Genomic DNA, 18,973 nt, shown 5'->3' on the forward strand with positions numbered 1-18,973 from the left:
AGCTATTTGGTATTTGGCGTTACCGAAGGGTTAAAATTGTTTTCGGTAATGTAGTAATAGGTCTTTCCGTTCGATAAAAACTGCTGCTCCACCTGCGTGGCATGCTTTATTTGTTGCACCGACTGGCTCAACAATTTGATATAAGCTTCAAACTGTGGCAAAGGCATTTTGGAGGTATTTTTTAAATCTCCTACCGTGTATTGGTTCAACATCTCATTCGATACCGGCAAACCGGTTACCAGCTTAAGGTAGGCCGCAAGTGTCATGGATTTAACCGTACCAGATGAAACTTTCATGCCCAGAAGCTGCTTCGGAAGCTGTGTATAGTTCTTCACCAGCTTGCTCCTGAAAGAAGACTGATCCTGCTGAAGATTCTCACCCAGCATGACCGAGAAAATATCTGTAATCTGCTTGTATTCCATATCATTTAATACAATCGCATACTGCAGCGAACCACGGTTGTTTTTAACCGCATCGCCCGAAAAATTGCCTGCACTAAAATATTTAAACGCATTATGCGGCATATGATCCGCAACTTCCGCACCAACCGGCTGATTCAACATACCTTCCACATCAGCCGATAGGTTCTTACGTGCAATACCGGTTAAACGGAAGGCACTGTCCAGTGAGCTTATCTGCGTATAAATATCCATATTCGTTTGCTTCACAAATCGCCTTAAAGCGATACCCATACTTTGATTGGAGTTTACAGATCCTTTAGTCGGGAAAACGACCCCGCCCTGAATCAGACTATTGGTAGGGTAGTCCAGGTAATAGGAAATAGAATCCTGCAAACTCGTATTGTAGGGTTGAAACGTTTTCAAACCTTCTCCTTTAACCATAATACTTTTCCGGTAATCGGCTGCCCGTATCGCCGATTCTGAAACCAGCTTACGCGATTGGATAACAAAATTGTTGAACGATTGATTAAAATCACTGTAAACCTGCAAAGCCAATATTCTTGCATCTGCCACGGCTACCTGTTCGCTCAGCTCATTAATCAGGTAATTGTTGGTGCCGCCCGAGTCACCGGTGCTGCCTACAAGAATAATCAGGTTGGTTTCGTTCTTTTTATTTTTGAATAAATTTAACCCTGCTTTAACTGCGGAGAACACTGGCTGATCGGTGATCTCACCATTGCACCTATCTGTATTTTTCGCCTGGTTAATCAGAAACGACATCAGTTCACGGTAATCGTTCTGGATGTTGTTTACAAAAATACCCGGAACAGAACAACCACCATTGCCCCTGTAAACCACACCTCCATAACTTACCTTAGTACCGCGGCCGAAATCATTCAATATATTTTCAAACGAAGAAATGGTATTGGTCATGCCCGAAAAATACTTTGTCATCGCACTCCCCCCGTCAACTACAAATACTACATTAACCTTGTTCTTATTTTTTCTTAAGTTAAGGTAATCCTGAAAGGTTAACGATGAACCATTGATCGTTAAAAGCCGGTTATCCTTTTTATTATAAACATCATTTGCCAAACCAACAGAATAAGTGCCATCCTGATCTGATAAAACCGGAACACTCCTCATTATCAGGTTCTCAGGCTGCAATAATGGATCAACCATAAACTTTCCGGCTCCGCTTAATCCGCTTTTAATTGCTATCGATGTTGAATCGTCTACATCGTAATTGCCAGGTTTGTTAGCTGTGATATATAAACGGTCTCCCCAGCTGTGCACTGCCTCAGCCGATACCCATCCATAAATGCTCCTCAAAGCACTGTCGGCAACAAGCTGATCAGATGAACCAATCAAATACTTTTTACCGTCCTCACTCTTTTTATAGATATAGGCAATTTCATGCAAACGAACTTTGGTCCTCCGGTCTTTCAGTTCAGGTGTATTGTAAACGAGAATCGAATCGGTCGTATCATAATAAAACTTAGCCTCACTCAACGGTGTTTTACCATTGATGATGCCAATTGCTTTCTCAGCATAACCATTTTTTTGGTTCGAAAAAGAACGTTGCCAAAGCAATAACTTCGATTTAGGGATCCATCCGTAGCTAATTGCACTTTTTTTGTCATTAATCTTTCTTCCCCTGATCATCCCTGCTTTGTACTTAATTAGCTTCAGGTAGCCATTATCTTCTTTCGAAACATAAAAAGGCTCCATAAAATTCAGCTTTTTCATAATTAAACTTCCACCGGGTGCAGTCGTGGTGTAGTTATCATCCCGATCAGAAAATACAATCCAGGGCAAACTGCTGCTGCTGGTACTTTCATTTACATTAATCGTTTGCGAAGGTTTTTCATATGATTTAGGCATGTACTTCACTTTCTTTCCGAAAGCAGCAGGCGATTGTGCCTGCGCAGTAAACACAGCTAAAAGAAGTATCGAGAGTGCATAATATTTTTTCATAGTCAATACAATGATATTTTAGGTGAGATGTAGAGTTAGGATTAGTTTCTGGCCTGAACGTCTGCCGAATTAGTTGATGGTGTGGGTTGTGCTGTAGCAGAGTGTTGCTTGATGCTCACCAGACTGGCACAAGATGAGTTTGGCTTGATGGTGAGCTGCGCCTCATCAACAGCAATCTCTCCCCCGAAAGTCAAGCCCATACAATACGAGTAAATGTCAGTCTGTTTTTTCTTTCCGTTCATCTCCACATTTACCGTTACTTTTTCATTACCACACATATATTTATTAATTAGGTAATAGTAATTGTAATTGAAATCAGCTCCATTGGCAATAGCCTGTAAACGTGCCCGGATGTCGTCTATGGTTTTACGCTCGCCATCGCCCGGCGCAACCAGGTCCTGAACGATTTCAGAATTCGGATCGGTAATCAGAATCGTATGGTAAATAGGTCTTGCACTTTTATCTGATCTTAAGCGTACCACATACTTCCCAGGTGCCCGGTAGGTGTAAAGCGCAGTTTTACCCTTTACATCAACCCTTCCTGTTTCGCCAAACGACCACTCAAAGTTTTTACCTTCGCCATCCCCTTCCAGCCTTACCTCCTCGTTCACCACGCCCGCTGTTGGCCCGCTTATCGTAAGTACACTATCCACAATACTCCTTATGGTGTCGCGCACATTTACAGGAAACTGTTCTCTTAACTCGCCGTCAACAGTAAGCCGCACAATGTACGACCCTGGTTTGGTGTAATGATAGGAACCATTTTGCGTATTCGATTTCTCGCCGTTCCCAAACTCCCACTGCCATTTGGCAGCCTTTGGCGTATTATCGGTGTATACTAAATCTTCATTTAAATAAATTTCGTCTTTTAAAATTCTAGCTTCGATTGATCTCTTTTCAAATAGAGAACTCTTAAATAGGAAAATCAGGCCACTGAGCAGTAGTACAGCAAGAAGGATGTATAAAATCACGTAGCCCTGCGAATTCGAGTTGACCTGTTTGGTGTTAGTGTCAGACATATTAGCGTTTTTATAGGTTGATGTTTATGTTTTATTTTTGGGTAGAAATCGTTTGCTGTAGTTGTCGTCGGGATATTACACAGTCATCCAGACTCCTTTTCAATCCTTCCACGTCTCGCAAATTGCCCTTTAACTCCTGCTTATCATAAAACAGAATATCATAAAGCTGGGAGGTCTGAATAAAGGTTTTATATCTCGAATCGGCAGCCTTTCTTTCATAGGCCGCCTTGATGGAATTAAGCTGATTTTGAATATCACTTCTCAGAAAAACGGCCTGCACATTCGGATCAAAACGGATAATCTGCTTGTAGGAGGAGTCTATTGCTGGCATGGTCTCTTTAACCATTTCCTCAAAAGCCTGATTTTCACTTATTTTTACTTCAAGCTCCTGCTTGGATATTTCGTAGCGGGAGTTGGATGTATAAAAAATGCCGAAACTCAATAGTCCAACGGCAAACACAAAAAGTGCACAGAAAAACAAAAATTGTTCTCTTCTCTCTTTTAAACTAAGTTTTATCATGTTCGTAAATTAACGGCCAAAGCGGCCACTGCGAATTCTGGTAACGGCGGTACGGTTAGCTTTTAAACAATGATCGAGCTGATCACGGTAACTTTCTATGCTGAAGCGGCTATCTGATAAGGAATCCTGAAGACCTGCCATAGCACCCACGTTATTGTTGAGTTTATCGTACAGATCAAAGCTAATACTGGAATGTGGTTTTTTAGCAATCAGGTCTTTAATCCGGTAATTGGCATTCTGGATATCACCCAGCAAAATACCCTGTTTGCTCAGTTCATCTGCATTATAATTCCGGTATTTCGAAAGCTCTTTAAAACGTAACAGGATCAGATCAAAATTGGTATTGATTTCTTTCCGGAGTGAAGAAAGTTGCTCCGTCTCTTTTACCTTCTGCTCCAATAAAACATATTCTTTATCAGAAGCGGCGAAAAACAAATAAATACAGCATAAAGAAAATGCCGTTAAAAAAGTAAAACTAAGAATGAAGCGCCAGTAAGAGCTTCGGATTTCGAGTGCATTAATAGGTCTCATAGAGAGTGGATATTAATTTATTACATTGTTGTAAAAGTAATCCGACTTCTTCCTCCACTATACCGTCCACAAAAATTCGGATTAATTTTTGATCTATAACAAATTCATGTTTTTGTTGTTTGGAACTAAAACGTTTTTTATTGTTAATGATTAATTTTACTTTTAACAAACACTAAGCCAAATTCTCAATGTCCGAAAATTATTACGCTAAGCCTTTCCGTTTTAATAAGCTTTTTCTAGACGCTGATCTTCAGACTACTGACCTAGGAAAGTCTATTTCAAATCACCTGGAGCTGATTATCTTCACACGTTATGGAGAAAACCGCTATAATCATAATTTTGGTTGTGAGATATGGGATCTCGATTTCGAACTTATTGTAAGTGAAAGCATATGGGAAGAAAAATTCCGGAAATCTTTACAGAAGTCCATCAGTGAATACGAAACACGCATTTATCAGATCGAGGTGGAGGTAAGGATCACCGAAGTGGAGAATGTATACCCACTCCGTAAAATTACTGAGATCAAAAAAAAGGTGGATATTAGTGTTCGCGGTATGATAAAGACTACAGGTGAAAAATATTTTTTCAACATCGCACTTTTCTTAAGCCCACTCTCTACTTAATAAATTATCGCCCAAAATATTGTACACATGAAACCAGGTTTTTATTCATCAAAGGAAGAAATCAGAAACAGAATCTTAAAAAATGCAGAAGATTTCTGGAATATTAAAGACAGTAACGACTTCGATCCCCTAATCAAACTGATTATCGATGCCTTAAGTAACGAACTTTTCAATGTAACCAACGATGTCAGGAACCTGGAAAACAGAATCTTTGACAAAATCAGTAGAATACTCGCACCAGATCACCTCACATCTGCGCTTCCGGCCCATGCCATCGTACAGGCCAGCCCGCTCGAAAACGAAGAACTCATTTCCATCCATACCCAGTTCGCGTTTAAAAAGAACATCCAAAGTCAGGACGATGATAAAAACAAGAAAACAGATATATTCTTTAGCCCGCTTCATCAGGTAAAACTACTCAAAGGTGCAGTGAAATATGTAGCTACAGGCAGCCAGATCCATAAAATAGAACAAAATCAAAGAATCCCGCTTGCAGGCAACTTTGCCAGCTCAACCCTTGAAAAAAATACCCTTTACATCGGACTATCCGGTATTAAACACTGGATGGAGCTGGATAGGCTAAATTTCTTTTTTGACTGGAAAAATTATGCCGTTCCGGAGAATACCTATGAGTTGCTCGCACTTGGAAAGTGGTTTTACCAAGCCAATCAACTCACTGCCTACACAGATCGTTTCATGGATGACCAGTCTGCTTTTATGGTCAATGCGCCCTTCCACCATAAACAATTACTCAGTCTTATTAAGGCCGACGTGCTCCATTTCTATAGCAACAGATTTATCACACTTGCCGATTTGAATGATGTTATTTCATCCGAATCAGACAAATGGCCTGCAGATTTCAATCAGGTCTTTCAGCCGGCAACTTTGCAACAGCTTGAAAATGTACTCTGGTTAAAACTCGTTCTGCCCGCTTCCATCACACAGGAAATGCTGAATGAACTGCATATCAACATCAATGCTTTTCCGGTAGTAAATAAAAAACTGCACCAGATAAAACACCGCCTCAAAACCATGAACAACGTCATTCCTATCAAAACGGAAGAGCTTGAGCACATGCTGGCCGTGGAGAGTTTGAGAGATAATAAAGGAAAAAGCTATAATGAAATCCCCTACACCAACGAAAATGAAAAAGGAGATGGCTCCTTTTCTTTAAGATATGGAGGTACAGAACGTTTCGATACACGGAATGCCAAAGAACTGATGGATTATTTATTTGAACTGCTGCGTGATGAGAAGGCCGCTTTCTCCGCCTACGGACCTGATTTCCTAAGTACCACACTTAAAAACCTGGAACAGAATATCGCACTCATTGAGCAGAAAAGCCGTTCTGCGCTTCGCGCTGTGAAAGAGTTACCCAGCTACATCATACTCAAACCTTTAGACGATGCCGATATCGTATTTCTTGATATCTGGGTTACACAGGCGGAAGAAGCCAATAAAATCAACGCAGGGAACAAACTTGCAGCTTATAACAACCCGAAACTGAATGCAGAAAGCATACAGTTTCTTACCCAAACCAAAGGCGGCCGCTCCAAACTTACAGCAACCAACAGGGTGCAGGCCTATAAATATGGATTAACAACGGCCGACAGATTAATTACCCGTGCGGATATCATTAGCTTTTGTAAGTATGAACTCGCTGATAAAATTGTAGGGGTAACCCTGGCAAAAGGCTTAATACTCGATAATAAGCCTAATTCAGGTTTCATCAAAACCACTGATATCATCATTGAACCAGCTCCATTCGCCGGCCTGTCCACCGAAAGCTGGAATGAGCTTTTAGACCTCACGCTGTCGAAAATAAAATCAAGGAGCACAATGAATATACATTTCAGGATGATGCTTAAAACGCCTGGTTACAGCTTTGCATCACAGGGTTAAAAAAATGTTTAGGTTATAAAAATACGGTATATCCGAGATAAGCATTTTCTCCGTTCTCGCTTAAAGTAGTTTCCTGAAAATCGGGGTCGGTCAGTAAGTCAACCAACACCTCCGTTTCAAGGGGAATCAGGTAGCTTAAAGCCATATCCATGATTTCCCGGTTTTTATGCCCGGGCATAAAACCAACCAGTTCTCCAGGTAAAACAGGACCTATACTGATATTCAGCAACTCATAATCGGGCATAAAATCGTTGCCAATAATGGTGTCGATTCCTAAATCACTCTTACCAAGCTCCATCTGCATGTCCCCCGCTACAGGCTCTGGTTTAATGTGAGTGGAAATATCCGAGATCTGAATCGGAATATTAAACAGTGCGGTTAATACCTGAGATACAAAAGGAATGTCATTCCTGCGGGTTTGTATTTCCGGAAGCAAATGCATCCAGATGATACTCTGCTCTTTATTTAGCAAACTAAACTCATCCCAGCTGTTTTCAAAAATCTGATTAAGGTGCGGATACGTGGTCTTCTTATCCAGCTTATTCTCATATAACTCCCCAATCAAACGGGCATGGTTCAGTTCGGCATCAAAAGGACTGAAAAATAAACGGGCTTCCTTTTCTTCTTCCCTTCGCTCCTTAATGTCTTTGATCATGCCTTCCTCATCCATTCCCGATGAACCTCTCGGCGGGCGATGAAATAAGCCTTCAGGCAACATGTCATATAAACCCTCCCTGTTTACCAGTATGCGCAACCTGTCCTGTCGCCTGCGTTCACTATAGTATTGCTCCGTCTCCGCAATGTCTTTAGAGAAAGCCCTCCGATCACCCCCTATCGGGATAACCTCCAGTGCATCTGCATGAATAACCCCGCGCTCTATCAAATCAGCAGCATGCACAGCTGCTTTGTAATCGGTAAAAAGTTCGTTATTTACAATCTTTGCCTTTTTCATTTAAACATTCAGCTAGCTTCTTTGTTATTCGTTAAATTTATATTATCACTAAGAATAAGGATTAGAATCATTTCTTAAAGATACTATATTTGCAATACATCTTTACCTAATTTAACAATGGACGTTCAATCATTTTTTATACGTTATCTCTTATTTCCGTTAATTTTTTTGGTATCCGCAGCGGTACTTTCCATCATCAATAAGAAGAACCAGTTTCTCAATAACAAAAAACTAATCGTAAGTGTTCTGCTCAGTGGTATCATTTTAGCGTTGCCCGGCTTTTTAGGTTTCCTCAATTTTAATTTTATGCCCTGGGGATACATTATTTGCTGTATCTATTATGTTTTAGCAGGTATTTTAATGGTTTATCTGCTCTCTAAATATTATCCTGGACCACTCCTTGATCGCAAAGTTTTCATTTTCTTTGCCGCATTCATCTCCGCATTATTAGCCGTTTACCTTTATCAGCTGGCTTTCAACTGGCTCAGCGATGTCAATTTTGGCTGGTGGGGCGCAGGCAGTATTTCCTGGTTTTTTGTTCCGCTTATTTTCTGGTGGGCTTATGTATCCCTGCTCAATATTCCTTCCGAAATTTACAAAATCTGGAAGTATCCTGATGTGCCCCTGGATATCAATATGGATCACATCGATTTCAATAAACTCCTGGTTCTTGAACTGGAACTTTATAAAAAAAGCAGCGATCCCGAGCCTCTTAAGGTAAAGGTGAAAGCACCCGCAAATATGAACTTTGGCGTATGGTTCCATAAGTTTATCGACGATTACAATCTCAAGTTTGCCAAAAACCCCGTCGAATTCCGAGACGGTCATCAGGATGGTTACCGGTGGATCTTTTTTGTAAAAACCTCTTTTTTTAAACGCAACCTGTTCATTGATCCCGATCTGGACATCGCTCAGAACGGCATCTCAGAAAAAATGACCATTTACGCCAAACGGGTGTCTGAAAACGTTAATGTACCTCACGAGACCGGAGAAAGTGCTATCTTTATTTAATCTCACCTATAAAAAACATTTACTATGATTAAGCCTTTGAGATATAAGCCGATTAACTGGATAAATGGAATGAAACTCTCCAGCAGTCATTTTACCAGCAGCGACCTCTATCTGCAGGATTTTGTGCGCGATGCGGCATCTCTGCACCTCAATAACAGTAATTACGGCTTTCTACCCCCTTTCGCCGGATACAACAGCTCCCATGAAATCGAGATTACGGAGAAAGCAACAAATCACATCGAAATCAGGGTTAAATATTGTAATGCCGTAACCCCTGAAGGTTGCCACATTGATATCCTCCAGAGCGATGCTATGGACAACCTGGTCCACAACCATTATTTCGGACAGTCTGAACCACGCAATTATGTAATCCTCCTCGTCGTGAATCCCTTCAACCGGGTGCCCGCAGGAATTCCTGATCCTGAAGAAAGCCCCCTGAGATATCCCGAACTGGCAAAAGCTTATAGCATTGTGGTATTACCCGAAAGTGAAATCGCCAGTCAGGTACCCGACAACTACTTCCTTACCATAGGTCAGGTCTACCATGAAAATGGCCGACTAACCATCAACAGATCATATATTGCGCCTAGTGCAACCATCACCAGTCACCCGGCCTTAATCCGCTATTATGAAACGTTCAGTGTTTTGCTGAATGATCTGCAACTGGCCTCTTTTAAAATTATCGACAAAACCGGAGGGAGAGATAACATCACACCCCTGGGCAAAAATATCCGCCTCATCTCCGAAAAAGTGGTCGACTACATTGCCGCTATTTTTTACGATTACCGTAATGTGGCACACCGCGAATCACCATCCATGCTGGTAGGATATTTCTCCAGCCTGGCGCACATCTTCTTCACCGCGATCAAGTTAATCGATCCACGCGAGCGGGAAGAATTGTTAAAATACTTCTACGAATGGAAAGATGTTACCCCCGGTAATTTTGAAGAACTGCTAGCTAAAACCATCGAACTGGTGTACGACCATAAACAAATCAACCAGTCTATGGTAACTGTAAATGAGTTTTTATCGGTTCTGGTAGCCCTATGGAATAAGTTAAGCGGACTGGAATATATCGGTCAGCGTAAAGAAAATATCGTCGTTGCCGAACAGCAGGTAGTACAACAGGTACAGGCGCGCAAAACCTGGACTTTATTGGATTAACCCCATTTCTTTAATGCAATAAAAATATAGCAACGAGGTACAAAACGATAGTAAGCAATGCCAATATCGTTTTGTGCCTTCGCTGCCGCTACTTCCATATCGATTTCACTGAAAACACTTCCAGCACCTTAACATCAATATTGGTCCCCCAGAAACGAAAACCCTCCTTATTTTGTTCATCTGCTTTTCTTTGCATCGAATACGAATACGCTCCACCATCAATAAAAACCTCAATTGATGTTTTGTCAATGTAAATGTCAGCAAATAGCTCCATGCTCGTCAGGTCTTCAGGAGAATAAAACATTCCGTTCACCAGATTAAAATTCATATCATAATCCAATATCTTCTGCCCGTTTAAACTAATACCTGCACTAGTCGCATGCGATAATTTAATTTTAGCTTTGATACGAAGTGTGCCTTCATCTGCAAAGGGTTTTAAATGTTTGTTTGCCTCATCAGCACTTAAAGCCGACCATTTATCCACCGGAGTAAACAGCTGTTCAGTCTCTTTAACAGGCTCACTGAATAAACGTACACCTTCTTTTGTTGTTTTCAGTTTCAGTTCTGTAGGCAACAGCATCATACCATTAAAAGGCATGCCCGGGTGGTTCACCCTGCCCCAGCCAATCTGAATACGGCGCCCATCTGATTCCGGCATATTCGTAAAAGTTTGAGCGGCGTATATCGTTCCGGTAACATAGTAGTATTTCCCGGCCTCAGGTGTAAACTTCTTCCCGTCAAACGACCCGATCATATAATTGTTCGATGCCCCGTACATCACCCATTTTCTTTTGCTTTGATCCCCGTCAACAGGCAACTCAAACAAATCCGGACACTCCCAGAAACCCGTTGTATGGCTTTGATACGTCCAGTCTTTTAGGTTATCCGAAGTATAGATCGAATGCCCGTCACGCTCGTTTAATACCATCACCCAATGCTTGCCCGGTTTATACCAGAATATTCTCGGGTCCCGAGTATCTACGCTGTTCCATTTTGCCTTGGAATCAATAACCGGATTCCTGCTGTACTTCGTCCAGGTCCTGCCTTTATCCAGACTATAAGCAATGCACTGCGTTTGTTTGTCGGCTGTATTTGCCGTGTAAGCGGCTACCATTGCCGGGGTTTTCCCTTTGTTGAAACCAGCAGTATTCTGATAATCAATTACCGTCGAACCCGAAAACATGGTACCCAAAGCATCCGGAAACAAAGCGGTAGGCAATTCCTGCCAATGGATCATATCTTTACTCACTGCATGTCCCCACGACATATTTTCCCACTCTCTTTCATAAGGGTTATGTTGATAAAACAGGTGATACTCTCCCTCATAAAAGATCATTCCGTTCGGGTCGTTGATCCAGCCCCGCTTCGTAGTAAAATGGAACTGTGGACGGTTTTTCTCTTCATATAAAACATCCTGTCCGTTAATTTCGTCAGCCTGATAGATTTTAGTCAAGCCACTTCCATCGCCCTCATAACTGATTTTAATCGTTTTCCCTTTCAACGCAGTTACATCACAAAACACCCAGTATTCAGGAGCGCCATTTGCTAAGCGAATTACAAACGACCGCTCTTCTTTACCATTCACCTCAAAAGTCATCTTTTTTCTTTCCTGCTGCTGCGAAATAGGCAAATTCAGGTATTGTTTTGTCACCTTGATGGTAAGGTCTGCCGCATTTATCTGGTTACATATAGGGAGCATCAATACAGTAACGAGGAGTTTGACAGTAGAGGTTATGTTTTTCATATCAACTAAGTTATCTTTTTTACAATAAAAAATCAGGATGTAATCTCCTCTTTTTTTGCTACTTTAGCACTATATTCTTTCAAAGGCATCATCGATATTCCTGATGATCACGTCCCCAAAAAATTTATTAACTAGTACACCTTTTCTCTACCTCAAGTCTACCCCCTGTCCACCTCCAGTCTACCCCAACCTCACAACAACTGCAACACAACTCCGGGTCTATCTCGCGAATGCTCCACTACGAAGGCTTTTAGCACCGCCAGGGACTGCGCAAGGTTAACCCCTGTTGCCTACAAAATCGTCAGCGCACACCAAAACGTGGCCACAACAACACTCGTACAATTCCCGAAATTGACCTTAACTTGTCTGGGAGTTAATACAGTAGATGGCTGAACAGCTCTCAAACCTTGCCCGAAAACAAAAGAGGCGCCCCCAATGACTTGGGTAGCGCCAGAGAACGTAACTATAATTGAGATTAGTGGAAGACAGCGATGTCGTTAAAAAATATCTTGGTGAAATCTGCTACTACACCGTCTCCTCCGTACGGACTGGCAGAGCTATTGACAATACCTATTTTTTTGCGCTGCACCTTAACTTCTTTAAGGTGGTTGACTTTTGCCGAATCTGCTTGCTGGCGCAGAGATGGTTGCAAAGCAGGCTAAGAGCCGTAATTAAACAGCATTTCAGGAAAACAGAAAGCGGCATCTCATCTTTCTTTCGCTGTGAATTACACGCCGGTTCCGTTATCATTTAAGTAATCGGGCTCGTAACGATAGGACTTTAAAATATAATTGAATAACAGATTATGTATTTAAACCCCAATTCCCGAGGGTGTAAATAACCAGTGCAGGTGGCAGGTCTTCTGACTTATCTCCCGGTATTTCCAGCCTTCCCGTGCTCAAAAAAAGCACAGTGGCAAACTGGATGGAAATCCGTTATGGAGCTTACAGCTGCGGGACAGTTCCGGATTTACACCGGATTCCCTTTTAATCCAAAACATCAGTTAAGGAACCAAAAGCAGGGCAAAGGTAAAAATATCTGGCTGTTTCCTATACAAAGGTCAGCTTTTTGAGTAAAAAAAAACGCAGCCTGGTTAGGGCTGCGTTTTCAAAAGAAAGCAGTTAGTCTTTATGCTAATTTAACGTTTACCGCGTTAATACCTTTTTTACCGTCTTTTACTTCGAATGTTACTGAATCATTCTCTTTGATCTGATCCTTTAAGCCTGTAACGTGAACGAAGATTTCATTCTTACTTTCATCGTCAACGATGAAACCAAAGCCTTTCGACTCATTGAAAAATTTTACTGTACCTGATGCCATAATAATGTTTTAATGTTTACTTTATAGGTTTGATTAGGATTGCAAGATATAAATTACTCAGATTTTTTAAAAGAAAAAAATTAATGATTTTTTTGTGAATATTTCTCAAAACCACTTTGGGGAATACTTCGTATATGATAACTATTAGTCTAATGATGTCGGATATCTTAATAAATCATATGCAAAAATCTACTTTCCTTGATCCTTTGTTCAATTTTTTTGAGAATCTTCACCCAGTGCCCGATAATTTAAAGCTGGATTACCTCCTGCAATGCAGTGTAATTGAAATCAAAAAAAACAAGTTTATTATCTCGCCAATCGACCAAAATGAATCGTTATTCTTCATCATTTCTGGCTGCGTGCGCGGATTTGTAAAAGACCGCAGTAAAGACATCACCACCCGCTTTGCCTTTGAAGGGGAACTTATTGGCGCCATCCGTCATCCCGATGGCATTGAAATTCATTCTAAAGAATACCTGCAGGCTTTGGAAGACTGCACATTAATCCGCATTCCCTATAGCGTTATCGAGCTGGCCTACAACAAATATCCTGAAGCACACATCGTTGGCCGAAAAATATTCTCCTTACACTATTATATGGCATCTGAACGTGCTATACTGGCCAGAATACCAATGGCCGCCGACAGATATGAAACCTTCGTACAATCCGGTGCCAGCCAGATGGATCGCGTACCTTTGCGATGCCTGGCCAGTTACCTGGGCATGAGAATGGAGACACTTAGCCGCATCCGTGCAGCAGAACAGGTGAAATAGAACTATAAAGCCTATCTTAGATATTACCTGTTCACAAAGATAATCTTAATGCTTTGCGTCAGCTGGAGCGTTCGTTGTTGAGTCAGCGAACATCGGCGTGGTATCTTTTACAGTACTATCTAATTTCGAGGTATCAGGATATTGATAAGTGCTGTCGGCATTTTCCTGATCAGCTTTCTTTCCGGTGCAAGAAAATAAAAACAGAACTGTGGCGGCAAATGATGTAAAAAGAATATTTTTCATGGTATCAATTTATATTTAAAATCACCGCGAGGGCATTTTTGTTTTAAAATTCTGCATATACATACGAAATTGTAATTTTTCACGACATATTTTACACCTCAAGGGTGTATAATTTCAATAAACCAAATCGTGTAGCAGGCTGTTTACGCTATATAAACGGTAAATTTCGTTTAGCTAATGCCATAATTAGTGAGTTGTACATGATGTGCTTTTTTTAATGTAATCTTTTTACGATTTTTGAACTTCACTGAAATGAATCTGACGCCAACACCCCTTGCTGACCGCTGGATACCCTTTGGGGGCCAGTCTCCTATTATTCCCGTTTTCAAAGCTTTTCATCCGCTTAATACTGAAATCGAAGAAGTAATCAATACACAAACCTTCCCCGTAGAATTTGCAAAAAACAAACATATCGCCTCTCCTTTAAAGCGGAACAAATATATTTTTCTTATCCTCAAAGGAGCCGTGCACGGCTTTATCAAAGCAGAAAGTAAAAAGATTACCACCTGGATCGCTGTAGAGCAGGAACTCGCAGGAACCATCAGCAATTTATGGCACGGTGGCGAATCAGAAGAATACATCGAAACGATAGAACCTGTTCTGGCAATTGCCATTCCACACGAAATGTCGCTATATTTATATGAGCACTTCCCTGTAGCAAACTACGTAGGCAGAAAAATGACCGAACTTTACTATCAGGGCGCTTCAGAACGGGCCTTTATTGCCCGGTTGCCAACAGCAAAGCTCAGGTATAGTCGCTTTCTTATTAGTTATGGCCATCTTTTGGAACGTGTTCCCCTGAAATACATTGCGTCATTTCTAGGCATGCGGCTGGAAACACTTAGCAGAATACGTTCGGAGATGGTAACGCAAAGCAAAACCAGCAAATCGGCTTTTCAGCTGGCCACATAAAGGCGGTTATTGTTTTTTTAATCAGCATAACGATGAATAGCTTTGATAAACTAACAGATTTCGTAAAAGGCCTGTTCACCGAAATAACGCCTCCGGGCATCAGAAGAATTGGCAGACCTGAACATCAGCAGGTACTTGAGCTTTGGGAAAAATCGGTTAGGGAAAGTCACGATTTTCTTAACGACCAGGACATCCAGGATTATCGCGCCCTGATGGAGAGCCAGTATCTCGATAAAACTAAACTTTATGCAGCTGAGGAGAATGGACTCATGAAAGGCTTCATTGGATTCTCTGGCAATCAAATCCGTTTGCTGTTCATTTCTCCCGATAGCATGAGGAAGGGTTTCGGAAAAAAACTGCTCAACTTTGCCATCAGAGATAGACAAATCAAAGAGGTAGATGTAAACGGACAAAATACTGCGGCTTACCAGTTTTATCACCAGGCCGGATTCAGGATAATAAAAAAATATCCTTATGATGGTGCAGGAAAACCCTATCCGGTATGGAGCTTAAAATTAGCAGAAACCGGGGGCTAAATACGCTTCCAATTCATAAATAACAAAACTTAAGGGGACTGATTAGTGTTGTATTTTAAAAACACCGTTATGATGAATCTTCTTAAAACCAGTCTGATTGCCATCACAGCATCGGCATTATCGTCTTCAGTAACTTTAGATATTAAACCAGCTTCCCGCCATTTTGTTCATAAGACCAGCCAGCAAAATAGTGACGCGGCTTTGTTAAACGATCTGAACGCGCTTTGCATTAAACAACTGCGTGCATCAGCAATCGCCAGTCAGCAAGGCGGTACCAAAGCCGGCGATTGGGGAAGCCGTTTATCTGTAACACTAAATAAATTCAATGATGAAATCAGAGTGCTCGCTAAAAATAAAAAAGTGGTGTTGAGCAGCGCTTTGCCTGAAGGTGGACAAAGACCTGACGGCCGGGTGGATTCATCTCCCGAAAACCTCCGCGACACCTCAAGAATTAAAAACGGTGGTGGCGAAGCGGGATACGAAGGAACAAAAAAAGTTGAGTCCATAGGCGGCATTAATGATGCTGCAAGCAATGCGCTAATCGAGAGTTTGAAAAAACTTAAAGGTAACGCCTTTGATAAAGCTTACCAAAATCTGTTAATCAGCGATCGTCAGACGGCACAGACACTACTTACAAAAGCTGCGCAATCATCCGACCGCGATGTTAAAACATTTGCTAGCAAATACCTTCAAAAGCTTAATTCCGCAAAGTTATAGTTTGTATTCGGAATATAGAATACCGTATCTTTGACGAATAATGCCTGTCCCTATGTCTGAAATACCTTTCCTTGATACTACAAAGATCATCGAAGTTTTTGCTCAAACCAAAACTGCAACAGCTATCCATGTTGGAGAAGATGCATACATTCAGTTTGCAAATGATGCAATGCTGAAGATTTGGGGCAAGGATAAGCGTGTTTTAGGAAAGTCACTTGCAGAAGCGCTTCCTGAGCTTATTGGTCAGCCATTCATTGAGATGTTCAGAAAAGTGTGGTTGGAAGGATTAACCATTTCCGGTTCGGATACCCCTGCGGAGTTGTCTATTGATGGCAAAAATCAGATTTTTTATTTCGATTTCGAATATCGGGCTATCCTGGATGACAACGGCAAAACCATCTGCATTCTGCATAGCGCGGTCGACATTACCGAGCGCTATTTAAAACAAACCGCAATTGAAGAGGCTAAACAGAATGCTGCCTACCTGGCAATGGAACAGGCGCATAATGAAGAACTGGCCACTAAAAATATTGATCTGGCCACTGCACTCGAAGAACTCAGAATCGCCAATCAGGAGCTTGAAACTACAAAAATAAGTCTCCAGCAGCTTAACGAACGGTTAGATAGCAGAGTTCAGGAAAGGACTGAAACTATTGCCTTTCTAAACCAGGAGCTGGAAGCGTCAAATGAGGAAATCAGGGCATCCAATGAGGAACTGGCTGCATCGAATGAGGAGATGTATAAATTCACTCAGGAAATCACCGGAGTTTATGAAAAACTAAAAATCAGTCAGGATGATATCGAACTGGCCATCAGTGCGGCGGGCCTTGGAACTTTCGATCTGGACCCCATCACCGGAAAATTTGCCGGCAACGATACACTCAAATCCTGGTTTGGACTGCAGCCTGAAGATAGAATTGAACTCGGGAAAGCAACCAGTGTAATCACACCCGGCGATAGAGAAAGGGTGCTGGCAGCTATATCTCAGGCACTTGATTACAATTCCGGTGGAAACTATGAGGTGCTTTACACCATCAGTAATCCTGAGAATCCAATCCCAAAAATAGTTAAAGCAAAGGGTAAAACGCTCTTTGACAAAAATAAACAGCCTATCCGCCTTAGCGGCGTGTTGCAGGATGTTACTGAACAGGTAACCAGTGAAGAGCGCATGCAATTGCTCATCAGCAATCTGGAAGCCAGCGAACAAAGATTCCGCAGACTTATCGAACAGGCTCCTGTAGCCATTACGGTTTTTAAAGGAGCCGAACTGATCATTGAAAGTGCAAACGAAAGAATGCTCGAAATTTGGGGTAAATCTTCAGATGTTCAAGGAAAAAGATTCGATGCAGTTTTGCCGGAAATTGCCGACCAGCCATTTATCACTATACTGCAGAATGTACTCAAGTCCGGAAAGCCTTATCATGGTGTAGAGAGCAAAGCCATTATTTTGAAAGACAATGCACCTCAGGAACGTTATTTTAATTTTGTATACCAACCCATCGAAGAGGAGAATGGTAATATAGAACGGGTATTGCAGGTGGTTACCGAAGTAACGGAACAAGTGAATGCACGCCAGGAAATACTGGAGGTAAATAACAGGCTAAAAATTGCAATGGATGCCGGATCGCTTGGTTCTACAGAGGTAGATCTGGCAACAGGAACAATGGTTTGCAACGATGAGTTCAAACGTGCATTTGGCCGTAATGTTGATCAGGACTTTGTTTATGCGGAGATGTTTGAAGCCATGTTACCACAGTATAGAGACCGGATAAGGGAACTCGTTAGGATAGCCAAAGAAAATCATAGTATCTACCGCGCTGAATATGAAATCACCTGGCCTGACGGATCCATCCACTGGATTAGTGCGCACGGAAGGGCAAGGTATGACAGTGAGGGTGTTCCAGTAAAAATGGTTGGAGTAATATCAGATATTACCGAACATAAGGCCGATGAGCAGCGCAAAAATGATTTTATAGGAATGGTGAGCCATGAGCTCAAAACGCCTTTAACCTCACTTACAGGATACGTACAGTTGTTGCAGGTTCGCGCAAAAAAGAATGACGACACTTTTGCATCCGGGGCTTTGGATAAAGCAAATAACCAGTTGAAGAAGATGGCGAACATGATTAACAGCTTTCTAAATGTGTCGCGTCTTGAATCAGGAAAAATACACATCCAGAAACAGCACTTCAATCTCGCAGAACTGATTAGCGAGGTAGAAAGCGAGTTCACCGTTACTGCAAACAGTCATAATATCGTGATTGTAAAATGCGAAGAATTAACGATAGATGCGGATCGCGATAAAATTGGCCACGTACTCAATAACTTAATCAGTAATGCGGTAAAGTATTCCCCACCAGGAAGCACTATAGATATTTCCTGTGAACAACACGATAACTTTGCCGTGGTATCTGTAGCTGATGAAGGAAGCGGGATCAGGGAAGAGGATAAGCATAAGCTTTTCGAGCGTTACTATCGCGTGGCAGATCAGCACCTTACCATTGCCGGCTTCGGTATAGGATTATACTTGTGTGCAGAAATTGTAAGCAGACACCATGGCGAAATCTGGGTAGATAGCGAATTAGGTAAAGGCTCTACCTTCCATTTCAGCTTACCATTAACATAAAG

General features: G+C 41.6%; 18 protein-coding genes and 1 riboswitch. Of the genes, 9 read left to right on the forward strand and 9 right to left on the reverse strand.

Annotated elements, in window-relative coordinates; genetic code table 11:
• Positions 1–2: 2 nt before the first annotated feature.
• Genes tssR through AB669_RS00095 form a run of 4 tightly spaced genes read right to left on the reverse strand, consistent with a single transcriptional unit; the run spans position 3 to position 4,448 of the window.
• Positions 3–2,378 (reverse strand): type VI secretion system protein TssR domain-containing protein, encoded by a 2,376-nt coding sequence (gene tssR / locus AB669_RS00080; protein WP_047797266.1) that lies wholly within the window; start codon positions 2,376–2,378, stop codon positions 3–5.
• Between the two features lie 41 nt (positions 2,379–2,419).
• Positions 2,420–3,397 (reverse strand): PKD domain-containing protein, encoded by a 978-nt coding sequence (locus AB669_RS00085; RefSeq protein ID WP_047797267.1) that lies wholly within the window; start codon positions 3,395–3,397, stop codon positions 2,420–2,422.
• Between the two features lie 31 nt (positions 3,398–3,428).
• Positions 3,429–3,917 carry a type VI secretion system transmembrane protein TssO gene (locus AB669_RS00090; RefSeq protein WP_047797268.1) on the reverse strand — a complete coding sequence of 163 codons (489 nt, stop codon included), beginning with the start codon at positions 3,915–3,917 and terminating at the stop codon, positions 3,429–3,431.
• Between the two features lie 9 nt (positions 3,918–3,926).
• Positions 3,927–4,448 (reverse strand): type VI secretion system TssO, encoded by a 522-nt coding sequence (locus tag AB669_RS00095; RefSeq protein WP_047797269.1) that lies wholly within the window; start codon positions 4,446–4,448, stop codon positions 3,927–3,929.
• A 188-nt stretch (positions 4,449–4,636) separates the two neighbouring features.
• Between AB669_RS00095 and AB669_RS00105 the strand changes: the two genes are divergently transcribed.
• Together AB669_RS00105 and AB669_RS00110 are read left to right on the forward strand one after the other, a co-directional pair.
• Positions 4,637–5,071 carry a GPW/gp25 family protein gene (locus tag AB669_RS00105; RefSeq protein WP_047797271.1) on the forward strand — a complete coding sequence of 145 codons (435 nt, stop codon included), beginning with the start codon at positions 4,637–4,639 and terminating at the stop codon, positions 5,069–5,071.
• Positions 5,072–5,098: 27 nt separating this feature from the next.
• A complete protein-coding gene (locus AB669_RS00110) occupies positions 5,099–6,973 on the forward strand; it encodes a type VI secretion system baseplate subunit TssF (RefSeq protein ID WP_047797272.1) in 1,875 nt (624 codons plus the stop codon).
• Between the two features lie 13 nt (positions 6,974–6,986).
• Here AB669_RS00110 and AB669_RS00115 read toward each other — a convergent pair whose 3' ends face one another.
• A complete protein-coding gene (locus AB669_RS00115) occupies positions 6,987–7,925 on the reverse strand; it encodes a type VI secretion system baseplate subunit TssG (RefSeq protein ID WP_047797273.1) in 939 nt (312 codons plus the stop codon).
• A gap of 117 nt (positions 7,926–8,042) precedes the next feature.
• On the opposite strand from AB669_RS00115, the gene AB669_RS00120 reads away from it, so the two are divergent.
• Both AB669_RS00120 and AB669_RS00125 read left to right on the forward strand, forming a co-directional pair.
• Positions 8,043–8,936 carry a TssN family type VI secretion system protein gene (locus AB669_RS00120; protein WP_047797274.1) on the forward strand — a complete coding sequence of 298 codons (894 nt, stop codon included), beginning with the start codon at positions 8,043–8,045 and terminating at the stop codon, positions 8,934–8,936.
• 24 nt (positions 8,937–8,960) lie between these two features.
• Positions 8,961–10,100 (forward strand): hypothetical protein, encoded by a 1,140-nt coding sequence (locus AB669_RS00125; protein ID WP_047797275.1) that lies wholly within the window; start codon positions 8,961–8,963, stop codon positions 10,098–10,100.
• An 88-nt stretch (positions 10,101–10,188) separates the two neighbouring features.
• Here AB669_RS00125 and AB669_RS00130 read toward each other — a convergent pair whose 3' ends face one another.
• The 3 genes from AB669_RS00130 to AB669_RS00140 all read right to left on the reverse strand — a co-directional run bounded on the left by AB669_RS00130 (position 10,189) and on the right by AB669_RS00140 (position 13,164).
• A complete protein-coding gene (locus AB669_RS00130) occupies positions 10,189–11,844 on the reverse strand; it encodes a glycoside hydrolase family 32 protein (RefSeq protein ID WP_082120539.1) in 1,656 nt (551 codons plus the stop codon).
• Positions 11,845–12,319: 475 nt separating this feature from the next.
• Positions 12,320–12,496 (reverse strand): hypothetical protein, encoded by a 177-nt coding sequence (locus AB669_RS22000; RefSeq protein WP_156166621.1) that lies wholly within the window; start codon positions 12,494–12,496, stop codon positions 12,320–12,322.
• A gap of 182 nt (positions 12,497–12,678) precedes the next feature.
• A riboswitch (cobalamin riboswitch) is annotated at positions 12,679–12,875 on the reverse strand.
• Between the two features lie 97 nt (positions 12,876–12,972).
• Positions 12,973–13,164: a cold-shock protein gene (locus AB669_RS00140; protein ID WP_047797277.1), complete on the reverse strand. Its 192-nt coding sequence runs from the start codon at positions 13,162–13,164 to the stop codon at positions 12,973–12,975.
• Positions 13,165–13,343: 179 nt separating this feature from the next.
• On the opposite strand from AB669_RS00140, the gene AB669_RS21335 reads away from it, so the two are divergent.
• The gene (locus AB669_RS21335) at positions 13,344–13,937 is read left to right on the forward strand and encodes a Crp/Fnr family transcriptional regulator (RefSeq protein WP_197082288.1); all 594 of its coding nucleotides are present in this window, start codon (positions 13,344–13,346) and stop codon (positions 13,935–13,937) included.
• Positions 13,938–13,982: 45 nt separating this feature from the next.
• On the opposite strand, the gene AB669_RS00150 is transcribed toward AB669_RS21335, so the two are convergent.
• Complete coding sequence (locus AB669_RS00150; protein ID WP_047797278.1) at positions 13,983–14,180, reverse strand: hypothetical protein; 198 nt, start codon at positions 14,178–14,180, stop codon at positions 13,983–13,985.
• A gap of 252 nt (positions 14,181–14,432) precedes the next feature.
• On the opposite strand from AB669_RS00150, the gene AB669_RS00155 reads away from it, so the two are divergent.
• From AB669_RS00155 to AB669_RS21340, 4 genes are all read left to right on the forward strand, one after another.
• Complete coding sequence (locus AB669_RS00155; RefSeq protein ID WP_047797279.1) at positions 14,433–15,092, forward strand: Crp/Fnr family transcriptional regulator; 660 nt, start codon at positions 14,433–14,435, stop codon at positions 15,090–15,092.
• Between the two features lie 32 nt (positions 15,093–15,124).
• Complete coding sequence (locus AB669_RS00160) at positions 15,125–15,628, forward strand: GNAT family N-acetyltransferase (RefSeq protein WP_053058178.1); 504 nt, start codon at positions 15,125–15,127, stop codon at positions 15,626–15,628.
• A gap of 69 nt (positions 15,629–15,697) precedes the next feature.
• Positions 15,698–16,345, forward strand: a complete 648-nt coding sequence (locus AB669_RS00165; RefSeq protein WP_082120540.1) for a DUF4142 domain-containing protein — start codon at positions 15,698–15,700, stop codon at positions 16,343–16,345.
• A 52-nt stretch (positions 16,346–16,397) separates the two neighbouring features.
• Positions 16,398–18,971, forward strand: coding sequence for a PAS domain-containing protein (locus AB669_RS21340; RefSeq protein ID WP_053058179.1), 2,574 nt, complete (start codon positions 16,398–16,400; stop codon positions 18,969–18,971).
• The last annotated feature ends 2 nt before the right edge of the window (positions 18,972–18,973 follow it).

Origin of the sequence: Pedobacter sp. BMA (assembly GCF_001027745.1) — a bacterium.
Classification (GTDB): domain Bacteria; phylum Bacteroidota; class Bacteroidia; order Sphingobacteriales; family Sphingobacteriaceae; genus Pedobacter.

What these genes read in the sequence shown, in the direction of transcription:
- tssR (WP_047797266.1), bottom strand. Translation starts at nt 2,378, where the DNA reads ATGAAAAAATATTATGCACTCTCGATACTTCTTTTAGCTGTGTTTACT.
- AB669_RS21340 (WP_053058179.1), top strand. Translation starts at nt 16,398, where the DNA reads ATGTCTGAAATACCTTTCCTTGATACTACAAAGATCATCGAAGTTTTT.
- AB669_RS21335 (WP_197082288.1), top strand. Translation starts at nt 13,344, where the DNA reads ATGCAAAAATCTACTTTCCTTGATCCTTTGTTCAATTTTTTTGAGAAT.
- AB669_RS00140 (WP_047797277.1), bottom strand. Translation starts at nt 13,164, where the DNA reads ATGGCATCAGGTACAGTAAAATTTTTCAATGAGTCGAAAGGCTTTGGT.
- AB669_RS00150 (WP_047797278.1), bottom strand. Translation starts at nt 14,180, where the DNA reads ATGAAAAATATTCTTTTTACATCATTTGCCGCCACAGTTCTGTTTTTA.
- AB669_RS00095 (WP_047797269.1), bottom strand. Translation starts at nt 4,448, where the DNA reads ATGAGACCTATTAATGCACTCGAAATCCGAAGCTCTTACTGGCGCTTC.
- AB669_RS00115 (WP_047797273.1), bottom strand. Translation starts at nt 7,925, where the DNA reads ATGAAAAAGGCAAAGATTGTAAATAACGAACTTTTTACCGATTACAAA.
- AB669_RS00125 (WP_047797275.1), top strand. Translation starts at nt 8,961, where the DNA reads ATGATTAAGCCTTTGAGATATAAGCCGATTAACTGGATAAATGGAATG.
- AB669_RS00130 (WP_082120539.1), bottom strand. Translation starts at nt 11,844, where the DNA reads ATGAAAAACATAACCTCTACTGTCAAACTCCTCGTTACTGTATTGATG.
- AB669_RS00160 (WP_053058178.1), top strand. Translation starts at nt 15,125, where the DNA reads ATGAATAGCTTTGATAAACTAACAGATTTCGTAAAAGGCCTGTTCACC.
- AB669_RS00105 (WP_047797271.1), top strand. Translation starts at nt 4,637, where the DNA reads ATGTCCGAAAATTATTACGCTAAGCCTTTCCGTTTTAATAAGCTTTTT.
- AB669_RS00090 (WP_047797268.1), bottom strand. Translation starts at nt 3,917, where the DNA reads ATGATAAAACTTAGTTTAAAAGAGAGAAGAGAACAATTTTTGTTTTTC.
- AB669_RS00120 (WP_047797274.1), top strand. Translation starts at nt 8,043, where the DNA reads ATGGACGTTCAATCATTTTTTATACGTTATCTCTTATTTCCGTTAATT.
- AB669_RS00085 (WP_047797267.1), bottom strand. Translation starts at nt 3,397, where the DNA reads ATGTCTGACACTAACACCAAACAGGTCAACTCGAATTCGCAGGGCTAC.
- AB669_RS00155 (WP_047797279.1), top strand. Translation starts at nt 14,433, where the DNA reads ATGAATCTGACGCCAACACCCCTTGCTGACCGCTGGATACCCTTTGGG.
- AB669_RS00165 (WP_082120540.1), top strand. Translation starts at nt 15,698, where the DNA reads ATGATGAATCTTCTTAAAACCAGTCTGATTGCCATCACAGCATCGGCA.
- AB669_RS00110 (WP_047797272.1), top strand. Translation starts at nt 5,099, where the DNA reads ATGAAACCAGGTTTTTATTCATCAAAGGAAGAAATCAGAAACAGAATC.